The 24,230-nt window shown below is 72.0% G+C and carries 24 protein-coding genes; 2 read left to right on the plus strand and 22 right to left on the minus strand.

Annotation, left to right across the window (positions count from 1 at the left end; all coding sequences use genetic code 11):
• Positions 1-10: 10 nt before the first annotated feature.
• The 12 genes from U870_RS0105210 to U870_RS0105265 form a co-directional block, all read right to left on the minus strand.
• A complete protein-coding gene (locus U870_RS0105210) occupies positions 11-511 on the minus strand; it encodes an RNA polymerase sigma factor (protein ID WP_081815171.1) in 501 nt (166 codons plus the stop codon).
• Positions 508-1,266 (minus strand): hypothetical protein, encoded by a 759-nt coding sequence (locus U870_RS0105215; protein WP_025156356.1) that lies wholly within the window; start codon positions 1,264-1,266, stop codon positions 508-510. The genes U870_RS0105210 and U870_RS0105215 overlap by 4 nt, the downstream gene beginning before the upstream one ends.
• Before the next feature lie 116 nt (positions 1,267-1,382).
• On the minus strand, positions 1,383-2,768 hold the full coding sequence (locus tag U870_RS0105220) for an excalibur calcium-binding domain-containing protein (protein ID WP_025156357.1): 1,386 nt from the start codon (positions 2,766-2,768) through the stop codon (positions 1,383-1,385).
• A gap of 227 nt (positions 2,769-2,995) precedes the next feature.
• Complete coding sequence (locus U870_RS0105225; RefSeq protein ID WP_025156358.1) at positions 2,996-3,550, minus strand: NUDIX hydrolase; 555 nt, start codon at positions 3,548-3,550, stop codon at positions 2,996-2,998.
• Positions 3,540-4,400, minus strand: coding sequence for a metallophosphoesterase family protein (locus U870_RS23025; protein WP_025156359.1), 861 nt, complete (start codon positions 4,398-4,400; stop codon positions 3,540-3,542). The genes U870_RS0105225 and U870_RS23025 overlap by 11 nt, the downstream gene beginning before the upstream one ends.
• Positions 4,397-5,206, minus strand: coding sequence for a Cof-type HAD-IIB family hydrolase (locus U870_RS0105235; RefSeq protein WP_025156360.1), 810 nt, complete (start codon positions 5,204-5,206; stop codon positions 4,397-4,399). The genes U870_RS23025 and U870_RS0105235 overlap by 4 nt, the downstream gene beginning before the upstream one ends.
• On the minus strand, positions 5,196-6,260 hold the full coding sequence (locus tag U870_RS0105240) for an ABC transporter ATP-binding protein (protein ID WP_025156361.1): 1,065 nt from the start codon (positions 6,258-6,260) through the stop codon (positions 5,196-5,198). The genes U870_RS0105235 and U870_RS0105240 overlap by 11 nt, the downstream gene beginning before the upstream one ends.
• Entirely contained in the window at positions 6,260-7,555 is a 1,296-nt protein-coding gene (locus U870_RS0105245; RefSeq protein ID WP_025156362.1) for an extracellular solute-binding protein, read from the minus strand. Before U870_RS0105245 ends, U870_RS0105240 begins: the two co-directional genes overlap by 1 nt.
• A 103-nt stretch (positions 7,556-7,658) precedes the next feature.
• Complete coding sequence (locus tag U870_RS0105250) at positions 7,659-8,471, minus strand: carbohydrate ABC transporter permease (protein ID WP_025156363.1); 813 nt, start codon at positions 8,469-8,471, stop codon at positions 7,659-7,661.
• Complete coding sequence (locus tag U870_RS0105255) at positions 8,468-9,346, minus strand: carbohydrate ABC transporter permease (protein ID WP_025156364.1); 879 nt, start codon at positions 9,344-9,346, stop codon at positions 8,468-8,470. Before U870_RS0105255 ends, U870_RS0105250 begins: the two co-directional genes overlap by 4 nt.
• Complete coding sequence (locus tag U870_RS0105260) at positions 9,343-10,215, minus strand: MurR/RpiR family transcriptional regulator (RefSeq protein WP_025156365.1); 873 nt, start codon at positions 10,213-10,215, stop codon at positions 9,343-9,345. Before U870_RS0105260 ends, U870_RS0105255 begins: the two co-directional genes overlap by 4 nt.
• 86 nt (positions 10,216-10,301) lie before the next feature.
• On the minus strand, positions 10,302-11,552 hold the full coding sequence (locus U870_RS0105265) for a DNA polymerase domain-containing protein (protein ID WP_029947218.1): 1,251 nt from the start codon (positions 11,550-11,552) through the stop codon (positions 10,302-10,304).
• A gap of 165 nt (positions 11,553-11,717) precedes the next feature.
• On the opposite strand from U870_RS0105265, the gene U870_RS0105270 reads away from it, so the two are divergent.
• Positions 11,718-12,611: a hypothetical protein gene (locus tag U870_RS0105270; RefSeq protein ID WP_025156366.1), complete on the plus strand. Its 894-nt coding sequence runs from the start codon at positions 11,718-11,720 to the stop codon at positions 12,609-12,611.
• A gap of 25 nt (positions 12,612-12,636) precedes the next feature.
• Here U870_RS0105270 and U870_RS24260 read toward each other — a convergent pair whose 3' ends face one another.
• Positions 12,637-13,602, minus strand: a complete 966-nt coding sequence (locus tag U870_RS24260) for a hypothetical protein (RefSeq protein WP_162819085.1) — start codon at positions 13,600-13,602, stop codon at positions 12,637-12,639.
• A gap of 85 nt (positions 13,603-13,687) precedes the next feature.
• Between U870_RS24260 and U870_RS0105280 the strand changes: the two genes are divergently transcribed.
• Positions 13,688-14,428 carry an HAD-IIB family hydrolase gene (locus tag U870_RS0105280; RefSeq protein ID WP_029947219.1) on the plus strand — a complete coding sequence of 247 codons (741 nt, stop codon included), beginning with the start codon at positions 13,688-13,690 and terminating at the stop codon, positions 14,426-14,428.
• A gap of 81 nt (positions 14,429-14,509) precedes the next feature.
• Here the strand turns inward: U870_RS0105280 and U870_RS0105285 are convergent, their stop codons facing one another.
• The 9 genes from U870_RS0105285 to U870_RS0105325 form a co-directional block, all read right to left on the minus strand.
• Positions 14,510-14,941, minus strand: a complete 432-nt coding sequence (locus tag U870_RS0105285; RefSeq protein WP_025156369.1) for a VOC family protein — start codon at positions 14,939-14,941, stop codon at positions 14,510-14,512.
• 34 nt (positions 14,942-14,975) lie between these two features.
• The gene (locus U870_RS0105290) at positions 14,976-16,307 is read right to left on the minus strand and encodes a hypothetical protein (protein ID WP_162819086.1); all 1,332 of its coding nucleotides are present in this window, start codon (positions 16,305-16,307) and stop codon (positions 14,976-14,978) included.
• Positions 16,308-16,409: 102 nt separating this feature from the next.
• On the minus strand, positions 16,410-16,982 hold the full coding sequence (locus U870_RS0105295) for a sigma-70 family RNA polymerase sigma factor (protein ID WP_025156371.1): 573 nt from the start codon (positions 16,980-16,982) through the stop codon (positions 16,410-16,412).
• A 108-nt stretch (positions 16,983-17,090) separates the two neighbouring features.
• On the minus strand, positions 17,091-18,095 hold the full coding sequence (iolG, locus tag U870_RS0105300) for an inositol 2-dehydrogenase (RefSeq protein WP_025156372.1): 1,005 nt from the start codon (positions 18,093-18,095) through the stop codon (positions 17,091-17,093).
• A 19-nt stretch (positions 18,096-18,114) separates the two neighbouring features.
• Positions 18,115-19,038: a sugar phosphate isomerase/epimerase family protein gene (locus U870_RS0105305; RefSeq protein WP_025156373.1), complete on the minus strand. Its 924-nt coding sequence runs from the start codon at positions 19,036-19,038 to the stop codon at positions 18,115-18,117.
• Entirely contained in the window at positions 19,035-20,957 is a 1,923-nt protein-coding gene (iolD, locus tag U870_RS0105310; RefSeq protein ID WP_025156374.1) for a 3D-(3,5/4)-trihydroxycyclohexane-1,2-dione acylhydrolase (decyclizing), read from the minus strand. The genes U870_RS0105305 and iolD overlap by 4 nt, the downstream gene beginning before the upstream one ends.
• A complete protein-coding gene (gene iolB / locus U870_RS0105315; RefSeq protein WP_025156375.1) occupies positions 20,954-21,832 on the minus strand; it encodes a 5-deoxy-glucuronate isomerase in 879 nt (292 codons plus the stop codon). The genes iolD and iolB overlap by 4 nt, the downstream gene beginning before the upstream one ends.
• Entirely contained in the window at positions 21,825-23,333 is a 1,509-nt protein-coding gene (locus tag U870_RS0105320) for a CoA-acylating methylmalonate-semialdehyde dehydrogenase (protein ID WP_025156376.1), read from the minus strand. The genes iolB and U870_RS0105320 overlap by 8 nt, the downstream gene beginning before the upstream one ends.
• The gene (locus U870_RS0105325) at positions 23,330-24,208 is read right to left on the minus strand and encodes a class I fructose-bisphosphate aldolase (RefSeq protein ID WP_052357567.1); all 879 of its coding nucleotides are present in this window, start codon (positions 24,206-24,208) and stop codon (positions 23,330-23,332) included. The genes U870_RS0105320 and U870_RS0105325 overlap by 4 nt, the downstream gene beginning before the upstream one ends.
• Between the last annotated feature and the right edge of the window lie 22 nt (positions 24,209-24,230).

Here is a 24,230-nt window from a genome sequence, read left to right on the forward strand (position 1 = left end):
CCGGCTGCTGTCACCCCAACAGGTCCCGGAGCCGTGCTTTCGCGCGCGCATATCGGGTCCGGGCGGTGCCCGGCTTCAGCCCGAGAACGGCGCCGGCTTCGGCGACCCCGAATCCGTCCCAGAGGATCAAGGTGACCAGTTCGCGGTCTTTCTCCGTGAGCTGTGCGAGAGCGTCGGTGATGGCTTCGTCTCCGCCCGACGAGACGGCAGCGGTGGCCAGGTTCTCGCGCAGCCGGTCGTTCAGGGCCAGCCGTCGGATCGCGCCGCGTCGGAAGTTCGACAGGACTCGTCTGGCGACCCCGAACGCCCAGGCTCGCCGGTCGTGTTCGTCGGACGGGAGGTCTGCGCGCCGCCGCCAGAGGACCAGAAGCGTCTCGGACAGGCAATCCGCCGCCTCCTCGGTCGGCCAGACACGTCGAGAGAAGTAGGCGAGAAGGTCGGGGGCGATCCCGCGCACGAACGGTTCGAGGGTGTCGACGTCCGCTCGCTCGGAGCCAGTGCCGACAGTCATCCGGCGAGGTTCCCGGTGAACGGAGCGCACCCGTCGATTCCATACGCGGAGACCACGGCGGCCCGATCGCCTGCGGCTGCCGAGTGTGCGACCGCACGCAGGTGATCCACGACTCCACCGCCGTCGGTGCTCACGGTCGCCGGCCAGTCGGTCGCGTCGTCGATGGTCCTGCTCGCGAGGGCGAGCATCGCAGCGTCCTGGGCCTGATCGGCGTCGATCCATTCCCGGTACCACGCGCATCGGCCGTAGCTCTCGAACATGCGCTGGATGTCCGTCTCCTGCGTCAAGACGTGACCGGGCGACTCCTTCTGAGCGTGGCCCACGCTTCGTTCGTAGAGCGATCCGACAGTGAGTTCGGCGTCGCCACGCGTCGTCCCCGCGGGGAGCGGCATCCACTCGGGGTAGAGGTCGCGGATGGCAGTCGGCGCGTCGGACGCGTCCAGTCCGATCCACTCCGACGCGTCGACTTCCGAGCCGTGGCCGCCGAAGATCCCCGTGTGCGCAAGCCAGTCGACGGCCGCTGCTGCGGGGACGCCGACAGCGCCGACGGCGATCACGATCCCGAGGGTGGCTCCGAGGAGGGGGTGGCGGCGCCACCACGCCGGTTTCGTCGCCAGCCCCGAGCGAACGTCAGGGTCGCTGAGCTGATCGAGAACGTGTGTCAGGGGAGCGGCGACCTCAGGATCCTGCGCGGGCGACGGGCCAGCGGCGGCTCGCACGCGCGCCTCGAGCTCGTCATCGGTGATCGTCGTCATACACGCAACATGTCCGGAACGGGACCGATCGTTTCACGGGGGTCGGAGGTTCCTCGAGCACCGCCGAGCGGCCGTCATCGTCTGGCTCGGCTCCTCTAAAAGCCAGGAGTGGCGTCCTACTCGCAGGCGATCCCATCTCCGTCACGGTCGAGCTTGCGTGAGTATCCGGGCTCTCCCGCGTAGAGCGGCGCCTTGCCCGCAGCACGAACGGCATCACAGTTCTGGTAGTACATATTCGGCGCCGGAGCGGGGGCCGGTGCCTCCGGGGCGGGTGCCGGCGGGGCGGGTGCCGCCGGAGCGGGCTGTGCGGGAGCCGGAGCGGGTGCCGGTGCCACCGGCTCCGGGGTCGGCGTCGGGGCGGGCGGCGTGAACGTCGACGACTGTGCCATCTGGCCGGAGCACTCAGCGAGGACGGCCGTCATCGCGGCATGCTCCGCGCTGGTCACCCACAGCCCGTAGGTGGCCTTCACGGAGATCTGCCGGGCGACGTACTCGCAGCGGAATGCCGTGTTCCTCGGCAGCCAGGTCGCGGCGTCCCCGGCAGCCTTCTTCTCGGTGGACTTCGCGTCGACCGCGATCAGGTTCAGTGGGTCGTTGGCGAGGCTGATCCGCTGCGCATGGGTGAGCTGCTGTGCGCCGGTCGCCCACGCGTTCGGCAGGGAGACGATGTGATCGATCTGGACGAGAGCTGAGGTCGTGTCGCCGCGGACGAAGTCCATCGACGTTCCGGAGTACTTGTCGTCGAGGGCGCCGGAGAGCACCCTGCACGGGCCCTGCCGGACGACGCCGGTGAGGTCGCGAGAGAGGATGTCATTGCGGGTGTCGCACCCGTTGTGGTCGACATCCAGCCACGCCGCACCGAACTGACCGGTGCGCGCGTACCCGGTCTGCGGGGCCTTCCCCTTGATGGGGATCGTCGAGAGGACCTCGAAGGCCGTCTTGGCGGTGCTGCTGGTGTCCGCGATCGCGACGGCGGGTCCGCCGTCCGCAGCCACGGCCGTGTCCGGATCGAGCGGCTCTCCCGTCGCGGTCGGTGCGGGAGTGGGAGTGGGCGTCGGTGTCGTCGCCGCGGGCTGGATCGTCGACCCCGCAAGGGCGGGTGGCTCCGGGTGCGCCGCGGAGTACAGGCTGGTGCCCGTGATGAGGAGCACGAGCGCGCCGCCGGCGATCGCGGCGGCGATCGGGCGCGACTGCGGCAGGCGAGCCCACCCGCGCCGCTTCGTGATGAGCGTGTAGACGGCGGTGCCTCCCGCGATCAGAGCCACGCACATCAGGAACGAGCCGACACCGGCCGGGATCGCCGCGAGCGCGAAGAGGGCGGCGAGCCCGCCGCCGATCCAGGTGGAGACGGGGATGGCCCGCGTGGGTTTCGGTGCGCTCGCCGCAGTGACAGCCACGGGTGGGGCGGTGTGCTCGGTCCACGTCGCGCCGTCCCACCAGCGCATCTCAGCGGGGTCGTCGGGGTTCGGGTACCAGCCGGCAGGCGCGTTGGAGTTCGTCATCAGGATCTTTCGGGTAGGTCGCGATGGTGACATCCCACCCTTGCAAACGTGAGGAATCGTTCAGAGGCCCCAGAACGCGGGGTGGGAGCGCCGCCCGAGCGCGCCTCGGTGAGGCCTCTCAGGCTGACATCCCTGGAAATGACGGGGTTTGCGGCCCGCTCGTGGGGCCTCCGGAGCGCGTTGCTCGGCGTCTACACCTTTCGATGTATTCACGGCGCCGGGTACCGTCACCGCGCGCGCAGCAGCCCCACCGCCCGCTGCACCCGCGCGCTGAGGCCTTCGGCCGTGTCGGCGGGGAGGGACGCCACGGGGAACCAGTCGACCGCCTCCGACTCGTCGCTCGCCCGCAGCTCCAGGGGTTCCGTGGCGGCGGCCGCGAGGCCGATGTCGTAGTGGGCGGCGCAGGTGAAGCCGGGGCCGAGGTCGTGGATGTCGATGTCGGCGATCAGTGGAGCGCTGATGCGGGAGGCGGCGACGCCCGTCTCCTCGGTCAGCTCGCGGAGCCCCGCCGCCGCGAGGGTGGGGTCGCCTTCCTCGAGGTGGCCGCCGGGCTGCACCCAGAAGCGGCCCTTGCGGTGGAAGACGAGGGCGACGCTCCGCAGGTCACGGGTGACGAGGAAGACGCTGGCCGTGACGTGGCGGCCACCCGGCGACCGGACGAGCGCGGCGGGATCGTCCCGCAGCAGGTCCAGCGTGCGCGATCGCACGGAGCGGTCGCGGTCGTCGGCTGCGGCCCAGCTCTGGACGGTGGTCCGGACGTCGTCCAGCAGCTCACCCGGCACGGGAGCTCCCGCTTCCAGAGATCGCGAGAGCCGTGTCGTCCGCCTCCAGCGTCTCGTGCCGCAGCGTCGCCGCCCCGGGGCCGTCGAGGGTGAGCACGACCCAGCCCGGTCGGGGGTCGCCGGAGGGTTGGGTCATATCGGCACGATACGGGATCGGCCCCGCGAGGCTGGGGGCGGTGACATGCCGCAGGCCGTCGACGGCGACGTCAACGAACCGGTGGGTGTGGCCGGTTCCGATGATCCGTGCGTCGCACTGCCGCAACAGGTGCTCCAGGCGTTCGGCGGCGGAGGTCGGGATGCTCGCCCAATCGTCGGGCTCCGCGGGGGACTCCGGCCGGCGGAGGGACTCGTGCATGACCACGAGGGTCGGCACGGCGGGCTCGGAGGCGAGCCGCGTCAGCCAGCGCCACTGTTCGTCCTCGGACGCGGTGCCGGAGGCGAAGAGCTGGGAGTTCAGCCCGACGACGCGCCAGCTTCCGATGCTGCGGGACCACCAGCTGCGTCCCCACTCCCGCTCCCACGCGCGGACCCGCTCCTCGCTGACCAGAGTGCCGTGCCAGTCGGACGGGAGCCCGGAGCGGACGGCGTGGTCGCCGACGTCGTGGTTGCCGGGGACGACGGCCCACGGCGTGGAGAGCCGGCCGAGCAGGCGCCGGGCGAGGTGGCGGTCGTCGGCGTCGTCCGGGTCGTCCACGACGAGGTCTCCGGTGACGACGACGAGGTCCGGTCGGCGAGCGTCCATCGCGGCGACGAAACGGGACCAGTTGCGGTAGCCGGCCTCGCCGCGCTCCGGCCCTCCGGAGGCGCCGAGATGGGTGTCGGAGACGTGCACGACCGTCGGCGGGGTCACGCGAGCACCTCCGTCGCCAGGAACTCGGCGACGCCGTCCGCATCGTTCGACGCGGTGCCGTGGGAGGCGGCGGCGCGCACCTCGTCGGACGCGTTCGCCATCGCCACGCCGATGCCCGCCGCCCGGAGCAGCGGGAGGTCGTTGAGCTCGTCGCCGAACGCGATCACGTCGTCGAGCCCGGCACCGAGGGCGCTCGCCCACCAGTGCGCGCCGGACCGCTTGTCGACGGTGGACGGCGAGATCTCGACGACGCCGCCGGACGAGTCGGTGACGGCGAAGCCGGTGCCGAGGAGCGCCGCCGCGCGCGAGACGGCGGCACGGGGGAGCATGCCGGGGGCAGCCATGACGAGCTGATGCACGGGAGACGGGGGCGCGTCGTGCACCCGGTCGGGGTGCGGGTCGCGGAGGATCGGCTCGCGTGCGACCAGCTCGAGGAAGACCCGGTCGCTCGAGAAGACGGCCTCCGCCTCCCAGCCGAACCCGGAGCCGGGGAAGGCGTCGCGGAGGGTCCGGACCGCCCAGCCTGCGGCCTCCGCCGACAGGGTGTCCTCGTGGAGGACGACGCCGCTGCGCGGGTCGACGACGGCGGCGCCGTTGGAGACGATGACGGCGTCGAACAGGTCGAGCGCCTCCCGCGGGAGCACCCCGTCGATGAGGCGGTGCGGTCGCGCCGACGCGATGGCGAGGCGCAGGCCGGCCGCGCGCGCGGACCCGAGCACGTCGATGGTGCGCGGGGTGATGCGACGGTCGGAGGTGAGGAGGGTCCCGTCGAGGTCGGTGACGATCAGGCGGGGCTCAGGCGGCATGGCGGATTCCGGTCTCGGTGTCGAAGAAGTGGAGGTTCTCGCGGCGGGCGATCACCCGGACGCGTTCGCCGAGCGGGGCGGCCGCGTCCACGCGCGCCCGCCACACGGCCGACCCGGCGCGGAGGTGCAGCACCCGGTCGGTGCCGTGCAGCTCGGACAGCTCGACCGTACCGTCGATCGTCAGGTCGCCCGGGCGGGCGACGGCGTCCGGAGCCAGCAGGAAGTGCTCGGGCCGCACCCCGAGGGTGAGGCCGGGCCGACGGAGGTCGGTACCCGCGACGGCGGCGCCCGCGAGGTCGGCTCCGACGAGGTTCATGTTGCCCAGGAACGCCGCGACGTAGGTCGTCGCCGGCCGCCCGAACACCTCGAGCGGGGTCCCGAGCTGCTCGATGCGGCCGCGGCGCAGCACGACGATCCGGTCGGACATCGTCATCGCCTCGGTCTGGTCGTGCGTGACGTAGAGCATGGTCGAGCCGACGCGGCGCTGGAGCGCGACGATCTCCGCACGCATCTCGATGCGCAGCTGGGCGTCGAGGTTGGAGAGCGGCTCGTCCATCAGCAGGATCTCGGGATCGCGCACCAGGGCCCGGCAGATGCCGACCCGCTGGCGCTGGCCGCCCGAGAGCTGGGCCGGCAGCCGGTCGAGAACGTGCTCGATGTGCATCAGCTCGGCCACGGCCTGCGCCCGTCTGCGCCGCTCGGGCGCGGGGACTTTCGCCATCTTCAGCGGGAACTCGATGTTCTTGACCACCGACTTCGCCGGGTAGAGGCCGTAGTTCTGGAAGACCATGGCCACGTTCCGGTCGGCGGGGTCGACCCGTGTGACGTCGCGGTCCCCGATCCGGATCGATCCCGCGCCGGCCTCGTCGAGCCCGGCGACGATCCGCATCAGTGTCGTCTTGCCGCAGCCGGACTCGCCGAGCACCGTGGTGATGCGGCCGCCGGGCGCCTCGAAGCTGACGTCGTCGAGCACCCGGGCGCCGTGTCCCTCGGAGGAGCGCCGATCGGTGGAGAAGGATTTGACCAGGTGGTCGATCCGGACCGGGGAGCTCATCACTTGCTCGTCAGGAGGCCGGTGGCGGTCTTCTGCAGCTGCGCGGCGGCGTCGGCGGGCGACAGGTCGCCGCGCAGGACCCGCAGCTGGTCGTCCACGTACGCGGAGCTGTACTCGGCGTTCGCCGTGCCGGGCAGCGGCTGCCAGGCGACCGACTTCTGGTCGCGGATGGCGGTCCACTCCGGGTTCTGGGCGTACACGGGGCGCAGGTACTTCGCGTCGTCCGCGAGGTCGGTGCGGAGCGGGATGGTCGCGGTCGCGGCCACCGTCGCCGTCACCGTCTCCGGGGTGAGCAGGGTGAGCAGGGCGTCGCAGACGGCCTTCTGCCGGTTCGGGTCCTTGGTGGTGATGACGAAGCCGTTGGTGGAGAGGGCGGCGACGGACGATCCGCCGTCCATGGCGGGGACGGGGGCGAGGCGCAGATCCATCGCGCCGCTGGCCTTGAGCGCGGGGTAGGCGGACGTCGAGGTGACGATCATCCCGAGCTTGCCTCCGGCGAACGCCTCGTTGGCCTGCTGGAAGTAGTTCGTGTAGACCGGGGAGCTGCCGTCCTTCGCCATGGAGGCGAAGAGGTCGAAGACGGCACGCCCGGCCTTCGAGTCGATGCCGAGCTTCCCGGAGGCCGGGTCGTAGACGGCGCCGCCGAGGGATGCGACGTACGACTGGAAGTTGTAGTCGTTGCCGAAGTAGGCGGTGCCGCCGGCGGCGCCCGTGGCCGCGATGGCCCTCGCGTCCGCGTGGAACTCGGACAGCGTCGTCGGAGGCGTGTCCGGGTCGAGGCCCGCGGCGCGGAACAGGTCGGCGTTGTAGAAGAGCGCGTTCGGGGTGGCGTACCAGGGGATCTGATAGACGTGGCCCTTCACGGTCAGCCCGGACATGATCGAGGGGTCCAGGCTCTTCTTCAGCGCCGGATCGGTGGCGAGGCAGGTGTCGGCGGGCTGCGCCGCACCGGCATCGACGAGTGTGCGGTAGGTGGCGCTCGTGACGCGCACCGCGTCGGGTCCGTGCCCGGAGGCGATGTCGACCAGGGCCTTCTGCGCCGTGTCGATGTCGGAGTCGGCGCTCAGCTGCAACGTGACCGTGGTGGCCGCGGTGGCGGAGGAGTTGTAGCCGTCGAACGTCTTCTTCAGCAGTTGCCCGTTCTGGGCGGACTGGCCCGAGACGATGGTCACGGACGGCGCGGGGGTGGCGGATCCCGTCGAGGTCGCGTCGGCGGTGGCGGAGCAGGCGGTCAGAGCCGCGAGTCCGGCCGCGACGAGCGCGACGGTCGGCAGGAGGCGTCGGGTGGTCAGCATGGTGTTCCTTTGCATTCAGGGGTCGACGAACACAGGTGGGGTGGGGAGAGGGGGAAACAGGAAGGGACGGTGGAGCGTGGAGGGAGAAGAAGGAGGGCCGGACTCAGCCGGTCTGCCCGTTGAGCGCGAGCCCGCGGATGAACTGGCGTTGCGCGAACAGGAAGGCGACGACGAGAGGGAGCACGGAGAGGGTGGCCATCGCCATCTGCGGCCCGTACTCGGTGACGGCCTCGGAGTTGATGAAGTCGACGACGCCGAACGGCACCGTGGCCGATTGCCGGCTGGTGAGGACGAACGACGGCCAGAAGTAGGCGTTCCACGCCGACGTGACGGTGAAGATCCCGAGCGAGAGCAGCGCCGGCCGGCTCGACGGCACGACGATCTCGAGCAGGATCGCCCCGGTCCGGGCGCCGTCCAGCCGGGCGGCGTCGAACATGGCGGAGGGCAGGGAGAGGAAGTACTGCCGCAGCAGGAAGATCGCGAACGCCGAACCGATGAACGGGAGGATCAGCGCCGGCAGGGTGTCCACCAGGCCGACCTCACGGAAGACGAGGTAGATCGGGATGGCGAGCACCTGGAACGGCAGGAGCAGCAGGGCCCCGACGAGCCAGACCGAGAGCGCGCGGCCGCGGTAGCGCAGGCGGGCGAGAGCGTAGGCCGCGGGGAGGCACACCAGCACCTGGAACAGGAGGGTGCCCGCGCAGACCAGCAGCGAGTTCAGGTAGTACGACCCGAGCGGCACCCGCTGGGCCACCTCCACGAAGTTGTCGAGCGTGGGATGGGCGAGGTACTTCCCGGCCAGCACGTCGCTCGTCGGGGTGAAGGCGCTCATCAGCATGATCGCGATGGGCGCGAGCATGTAGACGGCGCCGAGAGCGAGGAGGAGGTGCCGCGCGACCTGGGCGCTCGTCTTCATCGGGTCGCCCCCTTCTCGAGCCGCTTGGCGTACCCGGTGCGCTGGAGGGCGGTGACGACCAGCGAGAGCGCGAGCAGCGCGATGGACAGCACGGCGGCCCTCCCGATGTCGAAGTAGTGGACGCCGCGCGTCCAGATGGCGAAGGTGAGGGTCTGGGTCGCGTCGAGCGGTCCGCCCTGGGTCATCGCCGCGATGGTGTCGTACGCCTGCAGGGCGGAGCTCGCGGTGGCGATGAAGGCGAAGACGGTGGTGGGGCCCAGGGCGGGCCAGGTGACGTGCCAGAACCGGCTCCAGGCCTTCGCGCCGTCGAGCCGGGCGCTCTCGTAGGGATCGGTCGGCAGGCCGCTGAGCGCGGCCAGATAGAGGATCGCGACCAACCCGATCTGGTGCCAGTTGCCGACGATCGCGATCGCCGGCAGCGCCAGGCTCGGGGAGCTCAACCAGTCGTGGACGCCGAGCGGGCCGAGCACCAGGTCGACCACTCCCGTGTTCGCCTGGAACATCCATCGCCAGACCGCGCTCATCGCGACCAGGGTCGTGGCGACCGGCAGGAAGTAGACGCTGCGCCAGAAACCGTGCCCGCGGGTGAGGCCGTTGATCAGCAGCGCCACCACCAGTCCGGCCGCCAGCGAGGTGGGGATGGTCATCGCGGCGTAGGCCAGCGTGTTGAGCACGCTGCGGCCGAACTCGTCGCTGGCGAGTTCCGTCGCGAAGTTCGCGAACCCGGCCCAGGTCGTCGCTCCGCCGATGAGGTCGATGTGGAAGAACGCCAGCCCGATCACCAGCAGGAGGGGGAGGAGCACGAACGCGGCGATGCAGAGGGCCGCGGGCGCCGTGAGCAGGTACGGCACCATCCGGTTGCGGAGCGTGGTCACATCGAGCCCCGTTCGATGAGGTCGGAGATGTGCTCCAGACCGCGGGCGTAGCGCTCGGGGTCGGTGTTGGAGATCGCCGCGACGAGCGCGTCCACAACGGTGAGGAAGGCGAGACGGCTGGCCCACGCATCGAGACCGGATCGCGCGGTGCTCGCCCCGACGACCAGCGCGTGGTCCGCCAGTTGCACCAGCGGTGTCCGCACGAAGGAGGTCACGGCGACGACGGTCGCGCCCGCCGCCTGTGCCTCGCGGGCGACCTCGAGACCGTGCGGGTACGTGCCGCCGTGCAGGAAGATGACGCAGGCATCGCCGGGCCGCAGGCTCCCCGCCCGGATGCGCTGGATCTGGGCGTCGGCGGGCGCCTCGGCCGGCAGGCCCAGGTGGTCGAGCCGATAGGAGAAGTCGAGCGCGACGGGGTGACTGAGGGAGGCTCCGACGGCCAGGATGCGGTTCGCGCCGGTGAGCGCGGCGACGGTCGCCGCGAACTCCTCGGGGTCGACGGCGGAGCGCACGCCGGCGACCGTGTGCGCGCCGATCGCCGACACGGAGGCGAGCGTCTGGTCGGGAGTGTCGGTGGGTGACAGGGTCGGCAGGGATTCGATCGTCGGCTCGGCGACGGCCAGCGTGATCGCCAGCTCCTGGAACCCGGTGTAACCGACGCTGCGCGCGAAACGGATCACGGTGGTCGCCGACGTCTGCGCCTTCTCGCCCAGCTGCGAGGCCGTCATGCTGATCACGCTCTTGGGGTCGGACAGTACGACCTCCGCCACGCGGCGCTCACTCGCGGCGAGGGTCCCCAGCGCGGAACGGATGCCGGCCACGGCTCGCGCGCCGAGGGTGCCGGGGGTGTTGTCGCTGATCTCGTCCATGCCTCGACGGTACGAGACGCGCGTGAACGCATGTATCGCCATAACTTAACGGATGGTGAATCCGTTACGTCATAACATCGTCCTCGTCAGCTCCGCCCGGCCCACGGGTCGTAGTCGGCGACCAGCGCCTCCTGAGCGGGTCGCTCCTCCTCCGGGACGTGCTGCAGGTTCACGCGCACCCGGTACCACTGCGAACTGGACCCGCGCATCCCGTCGATCAGCTCATCGGCCGGGTGCAGCAGGGCGGCGGCACCGGGATGCGCCGTCCGCCATCGCTCCAGCGCCTCCAGCGCCTCCGGCTTGGTCTTCGTGCGCGCCACCTCGATCAGGGGCATCCGGGAGACACGTCGCCCGTCGCCACCGCTCGCGCCCTCGCCGCCACTCCCTCCCCGGCCTCGCGGCGCCTTCTCGGCCGGACCGAGCCAGGCGGCCAGCGCCAGCAGGCCGTCGAGCGATCCGATTGCGCCGTCGATCCCGTCGTGCGGGTCGCCGCGCTCCGCGAACCGCCGCAGCACGGTCGGCACGGTGAACTCCTCCGGACGTCGTGTCCTGACCTCCGGCCAGTCCAGCGGCGTCGAGACCCGGGCGTCGGGGAGCGGGCGGATCGAATAGGCCGAGGCGACGGTGCGATCCTTGGCGTTCTGGTTGAAGTCGACGAAGACGCTCTCGCCGCGCTCCTCCTTCCACCAGTGGGCGGTGGCGAGGCCGGGGGCACGGTTCTCGACGTCGCGCGCGAGCGTCTCGGCGGCGAGGCGCACGTCGGCGAACCCCCACCGGGGTGCGATGCGGACCAGGATGTGGAGGCCGCGCGAGCCGCTGGTCTTCGGCCAGCCGATCAGGCCGACGTCGTCGAGCGAATCGCGGACGATGAACGCGACGTCCACGATCTGCGACCAGCCGACGCCCGGCATGGGGTCGAGGTCGACGCGCAGTTCGTCCGGGTGGTCGAGGTCCTCGGCACGGACGGCGTGCGGATTGAGGTCGAGACAGCCGAGGTTCGAGACCCAGGCGAGCCCGGCCGCGTCCCGCAGCACGGCCTCTTCGGCGGAGGTGCCGCTGGCGTAGTGCAGGGTCGCGGTGTCGATGTAGCCGGGATGCCCGTCGGGCACGCGCTTCTGGAAGAACGGCTCCTGCCCGAGGCCCTTCACGAACCGCTTCAGGACCATCGGGCGGCCGCCGGCGCCGCGCAGCGCCCCGTCGGAGACCGCGAGGTAGTAGCGGGCGAGATCGAGCTTGGTCAGCCCCGCCTCCGGGAACACGACCCTGTCCGGGCTGGAGATGCGCACCTCGTGCCCGCCGGCCTCGACGAAGGCCTCCGACTTCGATGACGGCGTCATCTCCGTCACGGTAGTGCTGCGCGGTCCCGCGGGCCAGCCCCGGTGGGGCCGACCTGGTCGCGGTGCGGTTCGGGGGTGTCTTGCCGCGGCGCACGCCGCGGGTCTACCGTGTCGCGCAAACCCGAGCCTGTTCGTGTCACGCACGCAGCTCTGTGGGAGGATCCCGTGTCCGTTTCACCAGACAAGACCTCGCCGGACGAGAAGCCCGACGAGCCGGAGGCGGCCCGAGCGCTCGACCGTCTGTTCGAACGCGACCTGCGGGTGTCGAGGAACGCGCACCTGCGCGCCGCCCGGCGGGCCGATCAGGTCGGGGAGGCGTTGCGCGGCTTCGATGAGCGCATCGTCGGGCTGACCTCGGCCATCGGCCGGCTGGAGGCGCCCGTGGCGGCGCCGCGGGAGGTGCGGACGTCGGCCGGCGAACTCCACACGCTCAGCCTGGTCACCACCAACACGAGCGATCGGCTGTCGTTCGCCACCCCTCCCTACGACGTGACCTGGACCACCTTCCAGCCGCCCGGCGCCGCCGGGACCCAGGCGCACGGCCCGAGCGTGTACCCGGCGCAGGCCAGCATGTTCATCGACCTCGTCGAGACCTACGTGGACCGGCCGGTCGCCGAGGGCGGCTGGATGTACGCCGGCGCGGGGCTCGGCCTGTGGTTCAAGCCGAAGGCGCCCTCCACCTACGTGCGCGTGTCCGGGCTGGTCGACTACGAGTACGACTGGGCCGACAGCTCGAGCCTGCAGGTGGCCCACAACCGCGCACAGCTGGCCGTCATGGTGCAGCACCGCCGCGGCCCGGGCGACCTCGAGACGATCGTCGACTGGCGCGATCAGCTCTGGGCCGACGGCACCTCCTGGTACGAGGACCGCAGCGACAGCGGGGGAGGCTACTGGCCCAACCAGAACTACTTCATGGCCACGAGCAGCGACTGGTACCTGGTCTGGTTCTGGATGAACGGCGGCATCGACTTCTCGACGAAGGACACGTTCGGTTCGAGCAAGGCGTACCAGACCTGGCACGCCAAGGTGCCGTTCATCGTCTTCGAGCAGTGGGCGTGAGCCGGGGCGGACGGGCGATGCCCACTCAGCGACGGTCCGTGTCGGGGCGGTCGAGCTCGACGTCGTGGCGGACCGCGGACTCGACCTGCTCGGGGGTGGCCTCGTCGAGGGTCGCCAGGACCTGGCCGCCGCGGCGCGCCGGGTCGATCACGTCCACGGGGACGACCACCTCGACACGTCGGCCGTCCCTGATCGCGACGACAGACGTCTCGCCGGAGTCCGTCCGCACCAGCCACGACCCTGCCGAGGGGAGGCACGAGCGGATGGCCTCGGCGCGTAACGCGGGCCGGCAGGCGGCCGACGCGTCATCCGGTCCGACGGCCGGCTGAGTGCGGACCACCCAGGTCAGCGAGCCGTCGAACGCGCGCGCCACCGACTCGGTCGTCCCGATGCGGATCCCGCCGTCCGTCGTGCCCTCGGGGACGAACGGGACGACGGCTGCGGCCAGTCGGGCGGCCATCTCGGCGTCCTCCTCCTTCTGCAGCGCAGCCTCGTGGGCGATCCCTCCGGTGACGGCTGCGGCGATCGGGACGCCGGGCGCGATCAGGAGGGCGGCGACGCCCAGTACACCGACCATCCGCCAGTGCACTCCGCGCACGCCGATGAGGGAGGCTGCCCCGGCGAGGGTAGCGGGGAGCAGCGGGGCGGGACCGGGATCGATGGCCATCCGCAGTGCATCGTCGCGTGCGAGGACGACGCAGCTCCAGAAGGTCCCGGTGAGCGTGGCGACGAGCAGACCGATCAGCACCGCTCCACCCCAGCCGGCGCTCCCGGTCAGGTAGCGCAGGCAGACCGCGACGGCGGCTGCGAGCACCAGCGCGGCGATCAGGACGGCGCCGACCGCCGCCGGCGGCGACACCGCGATCACGGTGGCGAATCCCAATCGTGACCCCTGGACGATCGCCAGACACGCGGTGAGCGCGACCACGACGAACTGCCCGGCCGCGCGTGCTCCTCTCCCCACCGGCCGGCGGACCGCCCCTGCGTCCATCGACGTCCTCCCCCGAAACGTTCGGTCGATGCTATGGCATGCTGTCGGGAATCTCCATCGGGGTGGACTAAGGTCGTTGCCTGTGATGCCCCGCCTGATTGCCTTCGACCTCGACGACACGCTCGCTCCCTCCAAGTCCCCGCTGGACCCCCGGATGATTGCGCTCCTGGTGCGACTGCTGGAGGTGGCGGAGGTCTGTGTGATCTCTGGCGGCCGGTTCGAGCAGTTCCGCGACCAGATCATCGAGCGGATGCCCGAGACGGCGGCTCTCGACAAACTGCACCTGATGCCGACCTGCGGCACCCAGTACTACCTCTGGGACGGCTCCGCTTGGGCGCAGCAGTACGCCGAGAACCTCACCGAGGACGAGAAGGCGGCGGCGCTCGCCGCGGTCGAGGAGGAGGCCAAGCGCCTCGGCTACTGGGAGACCGACACCTGGGGTCCGGTGCTGGAGGATCGCGGCTCCCAGATCACGTTCTCGGCTCTCGGCCAGTCCGCCCCGGTGTCCGCGAAGGTCGCCTGGGACCCGTCGGGCGAGCGCAAGAACGCACTCCGCGCCGCGGTGCAGGAGCGCCTCCCCGACCTCGAGGTGCGCTCGGGAGGCTCGACGAGCGTCGACATCACCCGTCGCGGGATCGACAAGGCGTACGGCATGAACAAGCTCTCGAAGCTGACCGGCATCCCCTTCTCGGAGATGCTGTTCGTCGGCGACCGCCTCGATCCGGACGGCAACGACTTCCCGGTCATCGCCCTCGGCATCCCGACCCACGCGGTCGAGGGCTGGGAGCAGACCGCGGACGTCGTCGAAGGCCTCCTCGCGCGCTGATCGGCGTGCGACCGCGGTCGTTCGGGACATCCGCGGCCCGGCGCGCGGGCGCGCTCGTCCCGTGGGACCGCGCTCGCGCGGTCACTGGAGGCAGAATTCGTTGCCCTCGGGGTCGCGCATCATGATCACGAACTCCTCGTACGGTCCCCAGAACCCGGCGAGCGTCTTCTCCTCGGTCGCGCCGAGCGACACCAGACGGTCGCGCTCGGCCTCCAGCTCCTGACGTGTCGCCCGGCGGTCGTCGAACGGGGTGATGTCGAGGTGCACCCGGTTGCGCTGCCTCTTGTCGTGGCGGTAGCGGCTGAAGTAGAGGCGCTGGTGGGCGGGGTCGCCGTCCCAGGCCTCCGCGCGTTCCGCGAGGGCGTCGTCGTCGAAGCCGGAGGCGCGGAGCTCCCGCACCTCCTCCTCCGGCCACCCGCTCCACGCCGGATAGCCGAGGGCGGCGCACCAGAAGCGGGCCAGGGAGCCGGGGTCGTCGGCGTGGAAGGTGACGTTGGCGATGCGCGCGGTCATACCGGGAACAGTATCCGGATGGCCGCCCGCCCGCCTACTGCCCCGTGACGTCGAGCTTCGTGTCGGCGACCGCGATGACCGACCAGGTGCCGCCGTCCGCGTCCGTCAGTTCGTAGGCGGGGACGACCAGCACGCTCCCGTCGGGCTGCCACTGACTGGCGAGGCCGAGGCGGGCGCTGACGATGTGCACTTGGTGGACGGGCCAGGAGAGCGGGGTGCCCGCGGACGGCGTCGCCGGCGGCTCCGTGGCGGGGGTCTGCGTCGGCGGCACCGGATCGATCGCGATGCTGCCGGCCTGGTCTCGGGCGGCGAGCGGCATCGCGGTCTGCTGGGCGCCGAACCGCGGGTCGGAGAGGCGCTCGAACGCTTGCTTCGCGCTGACGACCGGGTAGTCGCCCAGGCTCACGATCGGCGCGAGGAAGCCGGAGGCGCTGGCGATGCCGTCCGCGGTCAGCTCGATCGACCACGATTGGTCGATGCGCTGGCCGTCGACGACGGGCCTGGCCTGCGCGGTGCGGGTGAGTGCGCCGTCGGCGGTCTCCGAGGTGAACTCGAACGCTCCGGGATCGCGTCCCGTCGCGGCGACCAGCGAGCGGAGGGCGGCGATCGCCGCGTCGGACGTGGGAAGGGCCGGGGTGTTCGGCTCGCACGGCTCCGTGGCGTCCCCGCCGCCCGTGTTCAGGCACGGAGACGGGTAGAGCCGCGAGTCGGAATAGTAGAAGCTGAGCGTGCCGTCGAGGCCCACCGTGAGGGAGGGCGCGGTCCCGTCCTGCGGGCCGGCGACCCACGAGCCGTCCTTCAGCTGCGGTTCGGCCGTGACCTTCAGCGCGCCCGCGAGGGCGGCGACGGTCTTCGCGTCGGACGCCGAGCGGGGGTCGAACCCGTACGCCTTCGCCGTCCCCGCGTCGGTTGAGAGCCCGGACGAGGTGAAGCTGTTGCGGCCGAAGCCGTAGCCGTACGTGGAGTCGGATGCCGCGGATCCCGCCGCGCGCTTCGCGCCGGACTCGGCGCCGGGGACCGCGACAGCGCCCCCGGACGGGCTCCCGCCGTTCAGCGTGATCGGTGCGGCCGCCCCGCCGGCGAGCGTCGACCCGGCCCCCGTGGTCCCGATCGCGAGTCCGGCTCCGCCGACGATCGCGATCGATGCGGCCACGGCGACGAGCGGCCGCCAGAGCGGGCGGCGACGGGCGCGGGCGGACGCGAGGTCGGCCACCGGCTCCCCGGCGTCGCTTCCGGCGGCGGCGGCGCTCCCGACGACCGCCCGGGCGACGACCCGGTCGACGAAGTCCGCGGACGGCTCCACCCCGGCGGCAGGGTCGGCGGCGCGCAGCCGCGCCAGCGGGTCGAGCTCGTTGTCTTCGGTCATGTCCATCACCCTTCGTGGGAACGCTTCACCACCGTCTATGTCGGCAGCGGCGGCGACCTTGCAGCGGTCGGCCGACCCGATCCGGGACGCGCAGGGCGTCGCTCAGAACGTGTGCCGCTCGCCCCAGGCCTCGCGCAGCCGCTTGCGGGCGCGGGAGAGCGCGGAGTCGGCACCGGAGCGCGAGACGCCCAGCACCGCGGCGAGCTCCTCGCCGTCGAGACCCTCCCACGCGTGCAGCAGCAGGATGTGGCGGTCGCGTTCGCCGACGCTCGCGAGTGCTCCGCGGAGCTCCGCGTCGAACAGGACGCTGAGTTCGGGATCCACGTCGACCCGCCTCGGACCGGCCTCCGGCACCTCGGCCACCGGCAGATCGATCTGCTTGCGGCGGTGGTTGGCGAGCGTGAAGCCGGCCGTCCGGTACAGCCAGGGGAGCACGGCCGCATCGGGCACGTCGTCGCGGCGGCGCCACGCGGTGGCGAGCACGTCCGCCGCGAGGTCTTCGGCGTCCTGGTGCGGCCCGCGTCGCGCGAAATAGCGTACGAGCGCGGTCGAATGCTCACGCACGACGGCGGTGAACCACTCCGCGTCGTGCACGGGCGCGGTGCCGTCGTCGGGCATGGCCACCTCCTCGGCGGTCTCGGCGTCGACGTCGGCTGCGGTCCTGGCGATCCTCACGTCCTGGTTGTGTCGAGTATGGCGTGGATCTTGCAGGCGCGGAGCGACGCCGTCGTGCCCGTCGCACGGCAGCGGTGCGACGGGCACGATGACGGTTCGCCCGTGGGGTCAGGCGATGGCGACGACCGTCCGGGTCTCGGCGGAGAGCTGCGCCGCGTCGGCGAGCACGAGGGCGGCGCGGCCGTCCTCGAAGGTCGGGCTCGTCGACGGCTCGCCGCGGACCAGCTTCACGAAGGCGTCGAGCTCGGCGGCGTAGGCGGCCGCGTACCGCTCGAGGAAGAAGTCCTGGTACGGCGCCTTGGCCTCCACAGCATCGGCGGTGGAGGAGCTGACCAGGCTGGTGGGCGCGTTGGCGACCTGCAGCATCCCCTTCGCCCCGAACGCTTCGAGACGCTGGTCGTAGCCCACCGCGCTGTGCCGGGAGTTCGTGATCGTCACGACCGCCCCGGTGGACGCCCGGAGCACGACGACGGCGGTGTCGAAGTCGCCGTGCTCGCGCGCACCGTCGTCGAACAGGGTCGCGCCGGTGGCCTGCACCTCGACGATGTCGGGGAGGAAGAAGCGCGCCATGTCGAAGTCGTGGATGGTCATGTCGCGGAAGATCCCGCCCGAGGCGGCCACGTAGGACGCGGGCGGGGCGGCGGGGTCGCGGCTCACGATCGTGAGCTGCTCGAGGGTGCCGATCTCGCCGGCGGCGACCCGCGCGCGCACCGCGGCGAACGACGGGTCGAACCGGCGGTTGAAGCCGAGCGCGACCGGGACGCCGGAGGCCGCGACCTTCGGCCGCAGCGCATCCACCCGGGCGATGTCGAGGTCGATCGGCTTCTCGCACAGCACCGGGATCCCGGCGTCGACGGCGGCCGAGATCAGGTCGACGTGGGTCGGCGTCGGAGAGGCGACGAGGACGGCGTCCACCTCGCCGGAGGCCAGCACGTCCGCGGCGGACTCGCTGACCGAGCCGCCGTGCTCCGCGGCGACGGCACGGGCGCCGTCGATGAACGGATCGCAGACCCACGTCAGCTCGGTGGCGGGGTTCGCCGCGATGGAGGCCGCGTGGACGCGGCCGATCCGGCCGGTGCCGATGAGGCCGAAGCGGAGGGGACGTGCGTTCATGGGGTTCGAGGTCCTTTCGTCAGCACCAGGGGCGCAGTGCGGCGCGGTTCAGTTCGTGGTCGGCGCGGCGCTCCGACCGGAAGACGTCGAGCGGGGTGTCGGCCGCGGGCAGCACGTCCTGCTCGACGACCACCCAGCCGTCGTAGCCGGCGGCGTCCGCCGCGCTCAGGAACGCGTCCAGATCGATGTCGCCGCGTCCGAACGCGACGAAGGCGCCGGACGACCAGACCACGCGCATGTCTCCGCCGGCATCGAGCACGCGCCGGAGCGCGGCGGTGTCGACGTCCTTCAGGTGGAGGTGGTCGACGCGGGCGCCCCAGCGGCGGAAGGCTTCGGCCGGGTCGACGATGCTGCGACCGGCGCCGAGCAGCAGGTGGCCGGTGTCGAGGGTCAGCCCGACGTCCACTCGCTCCAGGAAGCGATCGATCTCCTCCGGCGACTCCACGAACGTGCCCGCGTGGTGGTGGAACGTCGGCTCGAACCCCGCCGCGCGGACACGCTCCGCGGCGACCTGTGCGTTGGCGGCGAGCCGGGCCCAGCCGTCCTCCCCGAGCGGCGCTGTGCCGGATCCGGGGTGCGCCTTGCGGTCGACGGACCCGCCGTCCGCGAGGGTCGGGCGCGGGAGGCGCGAGGGACCCAGGTCCGCCGCGTCGGAGAACACCGCGAGGGCGTCGTCCAGTTCCGGCAGGGCGGCGGCGAACGCGTCGTCGTCCGAGAACGGGAGCTCGACCCAGCCGCCCGCGAGTTCGAGCCCGCGGCCGGCCAGACGCGAACGCAGCTGCTCGCCGCGGCCGAAGTAGCCGACGGGTCCCAGGTCGACCCCGGCGTACCCGGTGTCGGCGAGGATGTCGAGGATCTCGTCAGGGCCGAGCGTCTCGGCGTCGGGCGGAGTCATCTCGAAGACCCCGAAACTGACGGGGGCTCCGGCGACGGTGGCCTTCATCGGGACTCCTCACCCAGCAGCGGGCGCTGGGCGCGGACCTGCTGCTCGTACTCGGCGCGGGCGGTGCGCGTGGACGCCAGGGCGGCGACCGAGGCGACGGGGACGTCCCACCAGCCTTCGCCGTCGGGGCCGTAGACGAGCGGGTCCGCGTCGATGTGGATGAGCGTGGGTCCGCTCGCGGCCTTGGCGCGGGTCACGGCGGCACCGAGGTCGGCGATGGCACCGGGTCCCGGCTCGATCTCGATGACGTCGACGCCGTAGCTGCGTGCGTTCATGGCCAGGTCGACGGGGAGGAGCTGCTCGCCCTGGAAGTTGCGCGCCTGCGGGTCGTAGGCGCGGTAGGTGGTGCCGAACCGGCCGCTGCCGACCGTCTCGGAGAGGTGGCCGATCGAGGCGAAGCCGTGGTTCTGGATGAGCACGACGACGAGCGGGATGCCTTCGGCGACCGCCGTGACCAGCTCCGAGTTGAGCATGAGGTAGGAGCCGTCGCCGACCAGGACGATGACGTCGCGGTCGTCGCCGGCCGCGAGCAGGCCGCGCTTGACCCCGAGACCGCCCGCGATCTCGTAGCCCATGCAGGAGTACGCGTACTCGACGTGGTAGCCGAGCGGATCCCGCACCCGCCAGAGCTTGTGCAGGTCGCCGGGGAGCGAGCCCGCGGCCTGGACGACGACGTCGCGGGGGTCGCTTGCAGCCTGGACGGCGCCGATGATCTCCGGCTGGCCGGGCAGCGGGGCGCCGGTCGGCGCGAGGGCGGCGTCGACGGTGGCGTCCCACTCCGCCTTCTCCCGGGCGATCCGCTCCGCGTAGGCGGAGCCGACGCGATACCGCGCGGCGCCGGAGGCGAGGGCCTCGAGAGCCTCGCGCGCATCCGCGATGAGCGGCAGCGTGCTGCCGTGCTTGTAGGCGTCGAACGAGGCGACGTTGACGTTGACGAACCGGACGCCGGGGTTCTGGAAGGCGGTCCGCGACGCCGTGGTGAAGTCGCTGTAGCGGGTGCCGATGCCGATCACCAGGTCCGCCTCGGCGGCGATCCGGTTCGCGGCCGTCGTGCCGGTCGCACCGACCGCACCGAGGTACTGCGGGTGGTCCCAGCGCAGTGACCCACCGCCGGCCTGGGTCGTGCCGACGGGGATGCCGGTCGCCTCGGCGAAGACGCGCAGCGCCTCCTCCGCACCGGAGTACAGGACGCCGCCGCCGGCGATGATGAGGGGCCGCTCGGCCGCCAGCAGCGCCGCGACGGCGCGGTCGAGTGCGCCGCGCTCGGGGACCGGGCGGCGCAGGTGCCACTCGCGGTCCTGCAGGAACTCGACGGGCACGTCGAGCGACTCGGCCTGCACGTCTTCGGGCAGCGCGATGGTGACGGCGCCGGTCTCGGCGGGATCGGTCAGCACGCGCAGGGCGCCGAGGGCGATCGAATAGAGCTGCTCCGGACGCTGCACGCGGTCGAAGAACCGGGAGAGCGGGCGGAAGGCGTCGTTGACCGTCAGGCCGATGTCGTGCGGCAGCTCCAGCTGCTGCAGCACCGGGTCGGCGACCCGGGTCGCGAAGGTGTCGCTCGGCAGCAGCAGGGCGGGCAGCCGGTTGGTGGTGGCCAGTGCGGCGCCGGTCAGCATGTTGGTCGCGCCGGGGCCGACGGAGGCGGTGGCGGCGAAGGTGCCGAGCCGGCGGTGGATGCGTGCATAGCCGACCGCCTCGTGCACCATCGCCTGCTCGTTGCGGGCCTGGTAGTAGGGCATCAGCTCGGGCTGCTCGGCGTTGGCCTGGGCGAGCGCCTGGCCGATCCCCGCGACGTTGCCGTGGCCGAAGATCCCGAACATGCCGGGGATGGTGCGTTCGCGGTGGTCACCATCGACGGTCCACTGGTGCGCGAGGAACTCGACGAGCGCCTGAGCGACCGTCATCCGCTTGGTGGTCATCGGTGACCTTTCTCGTAGGGGAGTCGTGCGTCGATGCCCTGCTCGGGCCAGGTCGAGCGGACCCAGGCGTGCGCGGGGTCGTCGCTGATCAGCCACGCCCGTTCCGCCTCGGGGCCGGCCATCACGTTCAGGTAGTAGAGGTCGTAGCCGGGAGCGGCGACGGCCGGTCCGTGGTAACCGTACGGGACGAGCGCGATGTCGCCGGTGCGGACGGCGCCGTCGATCGTGATCTCACCGGCGGGGGAGGAGTAGGTCGTGAACTGGCCGAACGGCTCGCCGGCCGCGGGACGTCCGCGCTCGGTCGCGGACTCGAAGTAGTAGATCTCCTCGAGGCGGCTCTCGTGCCCCGGGACGGTCTCGTCGTGCTTGTGCGGAGGGTAGGACGACCAGTTGCCGGCGGGCGTGACGACCTCGCACACGATGAGGCGCGCGGCGTCGAGCGCGTCGGGCGTGCCGAAGTTGTGCACCTGGCGGCTGGACTGACCGGCCCCGCGGAGCTCGACCGCGAACTCCGAGGCCGCGAGGTGGCGGGACGGCTTGTCCTCCGCGGTGGGGGAGGTGGCGACGGCGACCCGACCGGAGCCGGTGATCGTCCCGGTCGCCGTGGAGCCCAGGTAGAGCACGTCGGTCGATCCGTCGAAGACCGAGGCGCGGCCGGCCAGTACCGTCGCGGTGCCGTCGTGCCGCACCTCGAACGATCCGGCGAGCGGCACGACGATCGCCTCCACGCCGACGCCGGGCAGGGCGAGCTCGTCGCCCGGGCCGAGCTCGGCGACGAGCAGACCGGTGTGCTGCCAGCCGGGGAGGCTCCCGTCGACGACGCTCTCCCAGCCGTCGGCCGCGAGCTCCCCCCGCCGGAAGAGCCACTCAGTCATTCTGCGGGAAGCCCAGGTTGATGCCGCCGTGCGACGGGTCGAGCCAGCGGCTGGTGACGGCCTTCTGCTGGGTGAAGAAGCGGACACCCTCGGCGCCGTGCGCCTTGGTGTCGCCGAACAGCGAGTCCTTCCAGCCGCCGAACGAGAAGGTCGCGACCGGCACCGGGATGGGCACGTTGATGCCGATCATGCCGACCTGGATGTCCTTCTGGAACCGCCGGGCCGCGCCGCCGTCGTTGGTGAAGATCGCGGTGCCGTTGCCGAAGGCGCCGGAGTTGATCAGCTCCACGCCCGCCTCGTAGCTCGGCACGCGCACGACGGACAGCACCGGGCCGAAGATCTCCTCGGTGTAGGCGCGCGAGGTGGTCGGCACGCGGTCGAGCAGGGTCGGGCCGAGCCAGAAGCCGTTGGGGTCGCCGTCCGGGGTGACGTCGCGCCCGTCCACGACGATCGTCGCGCCGTCCTGCGCCGCGATGTCGATGTAGGAGGCGACCGTGTCGCGGTGCTGCCGGGTCACGAGCGGACCCATGTCGCAGCCGCGGCGCCCGTCGCCCGTGCGCAGCGTCCGCATCCGGTCGGTGATCTTCGCGATCAGGTCGTCGGCCACGGGCTCCACCGCCACGACGACGGAGATCGCCATGCAGCGCTCGCCCGCGGAGCCGAAGCCCGCGTTGATCGCGGAGTCGGCGACCAGGTCGAGGTCCGCGTCGGGCAGCACGAGCATGTGGTTCTTGGCGCCGCCGAGGGCCTGGACGCGCTTGCCGTTGCGGGTGCCCGTCTCGTAGACGTAACGCGCGATCGGGGTCGACCCGACGAACGAGATCGCCTCGACGTCGGGGTGGGTCAGCAGTCCGTCGACCGCGACCTTGTCTCCGTGCAGCACCGTGAAGATGCCGTCGGGGAGGCCCGCCTCCGACCAGAGGGCGGCGATCCAGTTCGCCGCGGACGGGTCCTTCTCGCTCGGCTTCAGTACCACCGCGTTGCCGGCCGCGATCGCGATCGGGAAGAACCAGGCCGGGACCATCGCGGGGAAGTTGAACGGGGAGATGATGCCGACGACGCCGAGCGGCTGACGGATCGAGTAGACATCGATCCCGGTGGAGACCTGCTCGCTGAACTCGCCCTTGAGGTGGTGCGCGAGCCCGGTCGCGAACTCGACCACCTCCTGGCCGCGGCTGATCTCGCCGAGGGCGTCCGAGACGACCTTGCCGTGCTCGGACGTGATGATCTCGGCCAGCTCGCCCTTGCGCGCGTCCAGCAGCTCCCGGAACCGGAACACGATCGCCTGCCGCTTGGCGAGGGAGGTGTCGCGCCAGCCCGGGAAGGCGGCCTTCGCGGAGGCGACCGCGGCATCGACCTCGGCCTGGTCGGCGAGGGCCACCTGCTTGGTGACGATGCCGAGGGCGGGGTCGTAGACGTCGGCCGTGCGCCCGCTCGTGGAGGGGCGCTCGGCTCCGTCGATCCAGTGCGTGACGACGGTCCCTGTGGTGGTCTGGCTCATGGTGTGTCCTTCGTGGTCGAGCGGGGGTGGACGAGGCCTGCGGCGATGTCGACGGCGGCGGCGACGTCGCCGTCCGGCGGGTAGAGGAGGGTGCGCCCGACGGTCAGCCCGCGGACGCCGGGGAGGGCGAGGGCGCTCTCCCACGCCGCGAACGTCTCGTCGGGCGGCGTTCCGGAGTCGCCGCCGAGCAGCATCGTGGGCATCGTGGTCGCCGCGAGCACGCGCTCCATCTCGGGCACGACGGGCAGCTTCATCCAGGTGTACGCGCTGCTCGCACCGAGACCGGAGGCGACGGCGACCGAGAGGATGACGGAGTCCGGATCGAGGTCGTTCACGATGCGGCCATCGTGCCACCGGCTGATGAACGGTTCCAGCATGATCGGCAGCCCGGCTCGCGCGGCCTCGGTGACGGCGCGCGCCGTCGCCTCCAGCGTGGGGGCGGTGCCGGCGTCCTGCAGGTTGATGCGCACCAGTGCCTTGGCGAAGTCGATGCCGTCGTCGACCATGGTGCGCACGTCGTACGCGGTGTAGCGGTCGTCCATCTCGAAGGCGGCGCCGCGCAGACCGCCGCGGTTCATCGAGCCGACGACGATCTTGTCGTCGAGCAGGCCGAGCGCCGCCAGATCGTCGATGATGTCCGGGGTCCCCAGGACGCCGTCGACGCCCGGACGGTCGAGCGCGACGGCGAGCCGCTCGAGCAGGTCGTGCCGGTCGGCCATGGCCGTCGCGTCCGCGCCGACGGCGATCGCCGCGCGGGCGGGGTGGTCGGCGGCGACGACGAAGAGCCGTCCGTCACCGCGGACCAGCGGCCGGCGCGTGCGCTCCAGCAGGCGGGTGCGGAGGGAGGCGGGGTGCTCGGCGCGCTCGGCGATCAACCGGTCGATGCTGCCGGGGGCC

It is taken from the genome of Leifsonia aquatica H1aii (assembly GCF_000633535.1).
GTDB lineage: Bacteria > Actinomycetota > Actinomycetes > Actinomycetales > Microbacteriaceae > Leifsonia > Leifsonia aquatica_A.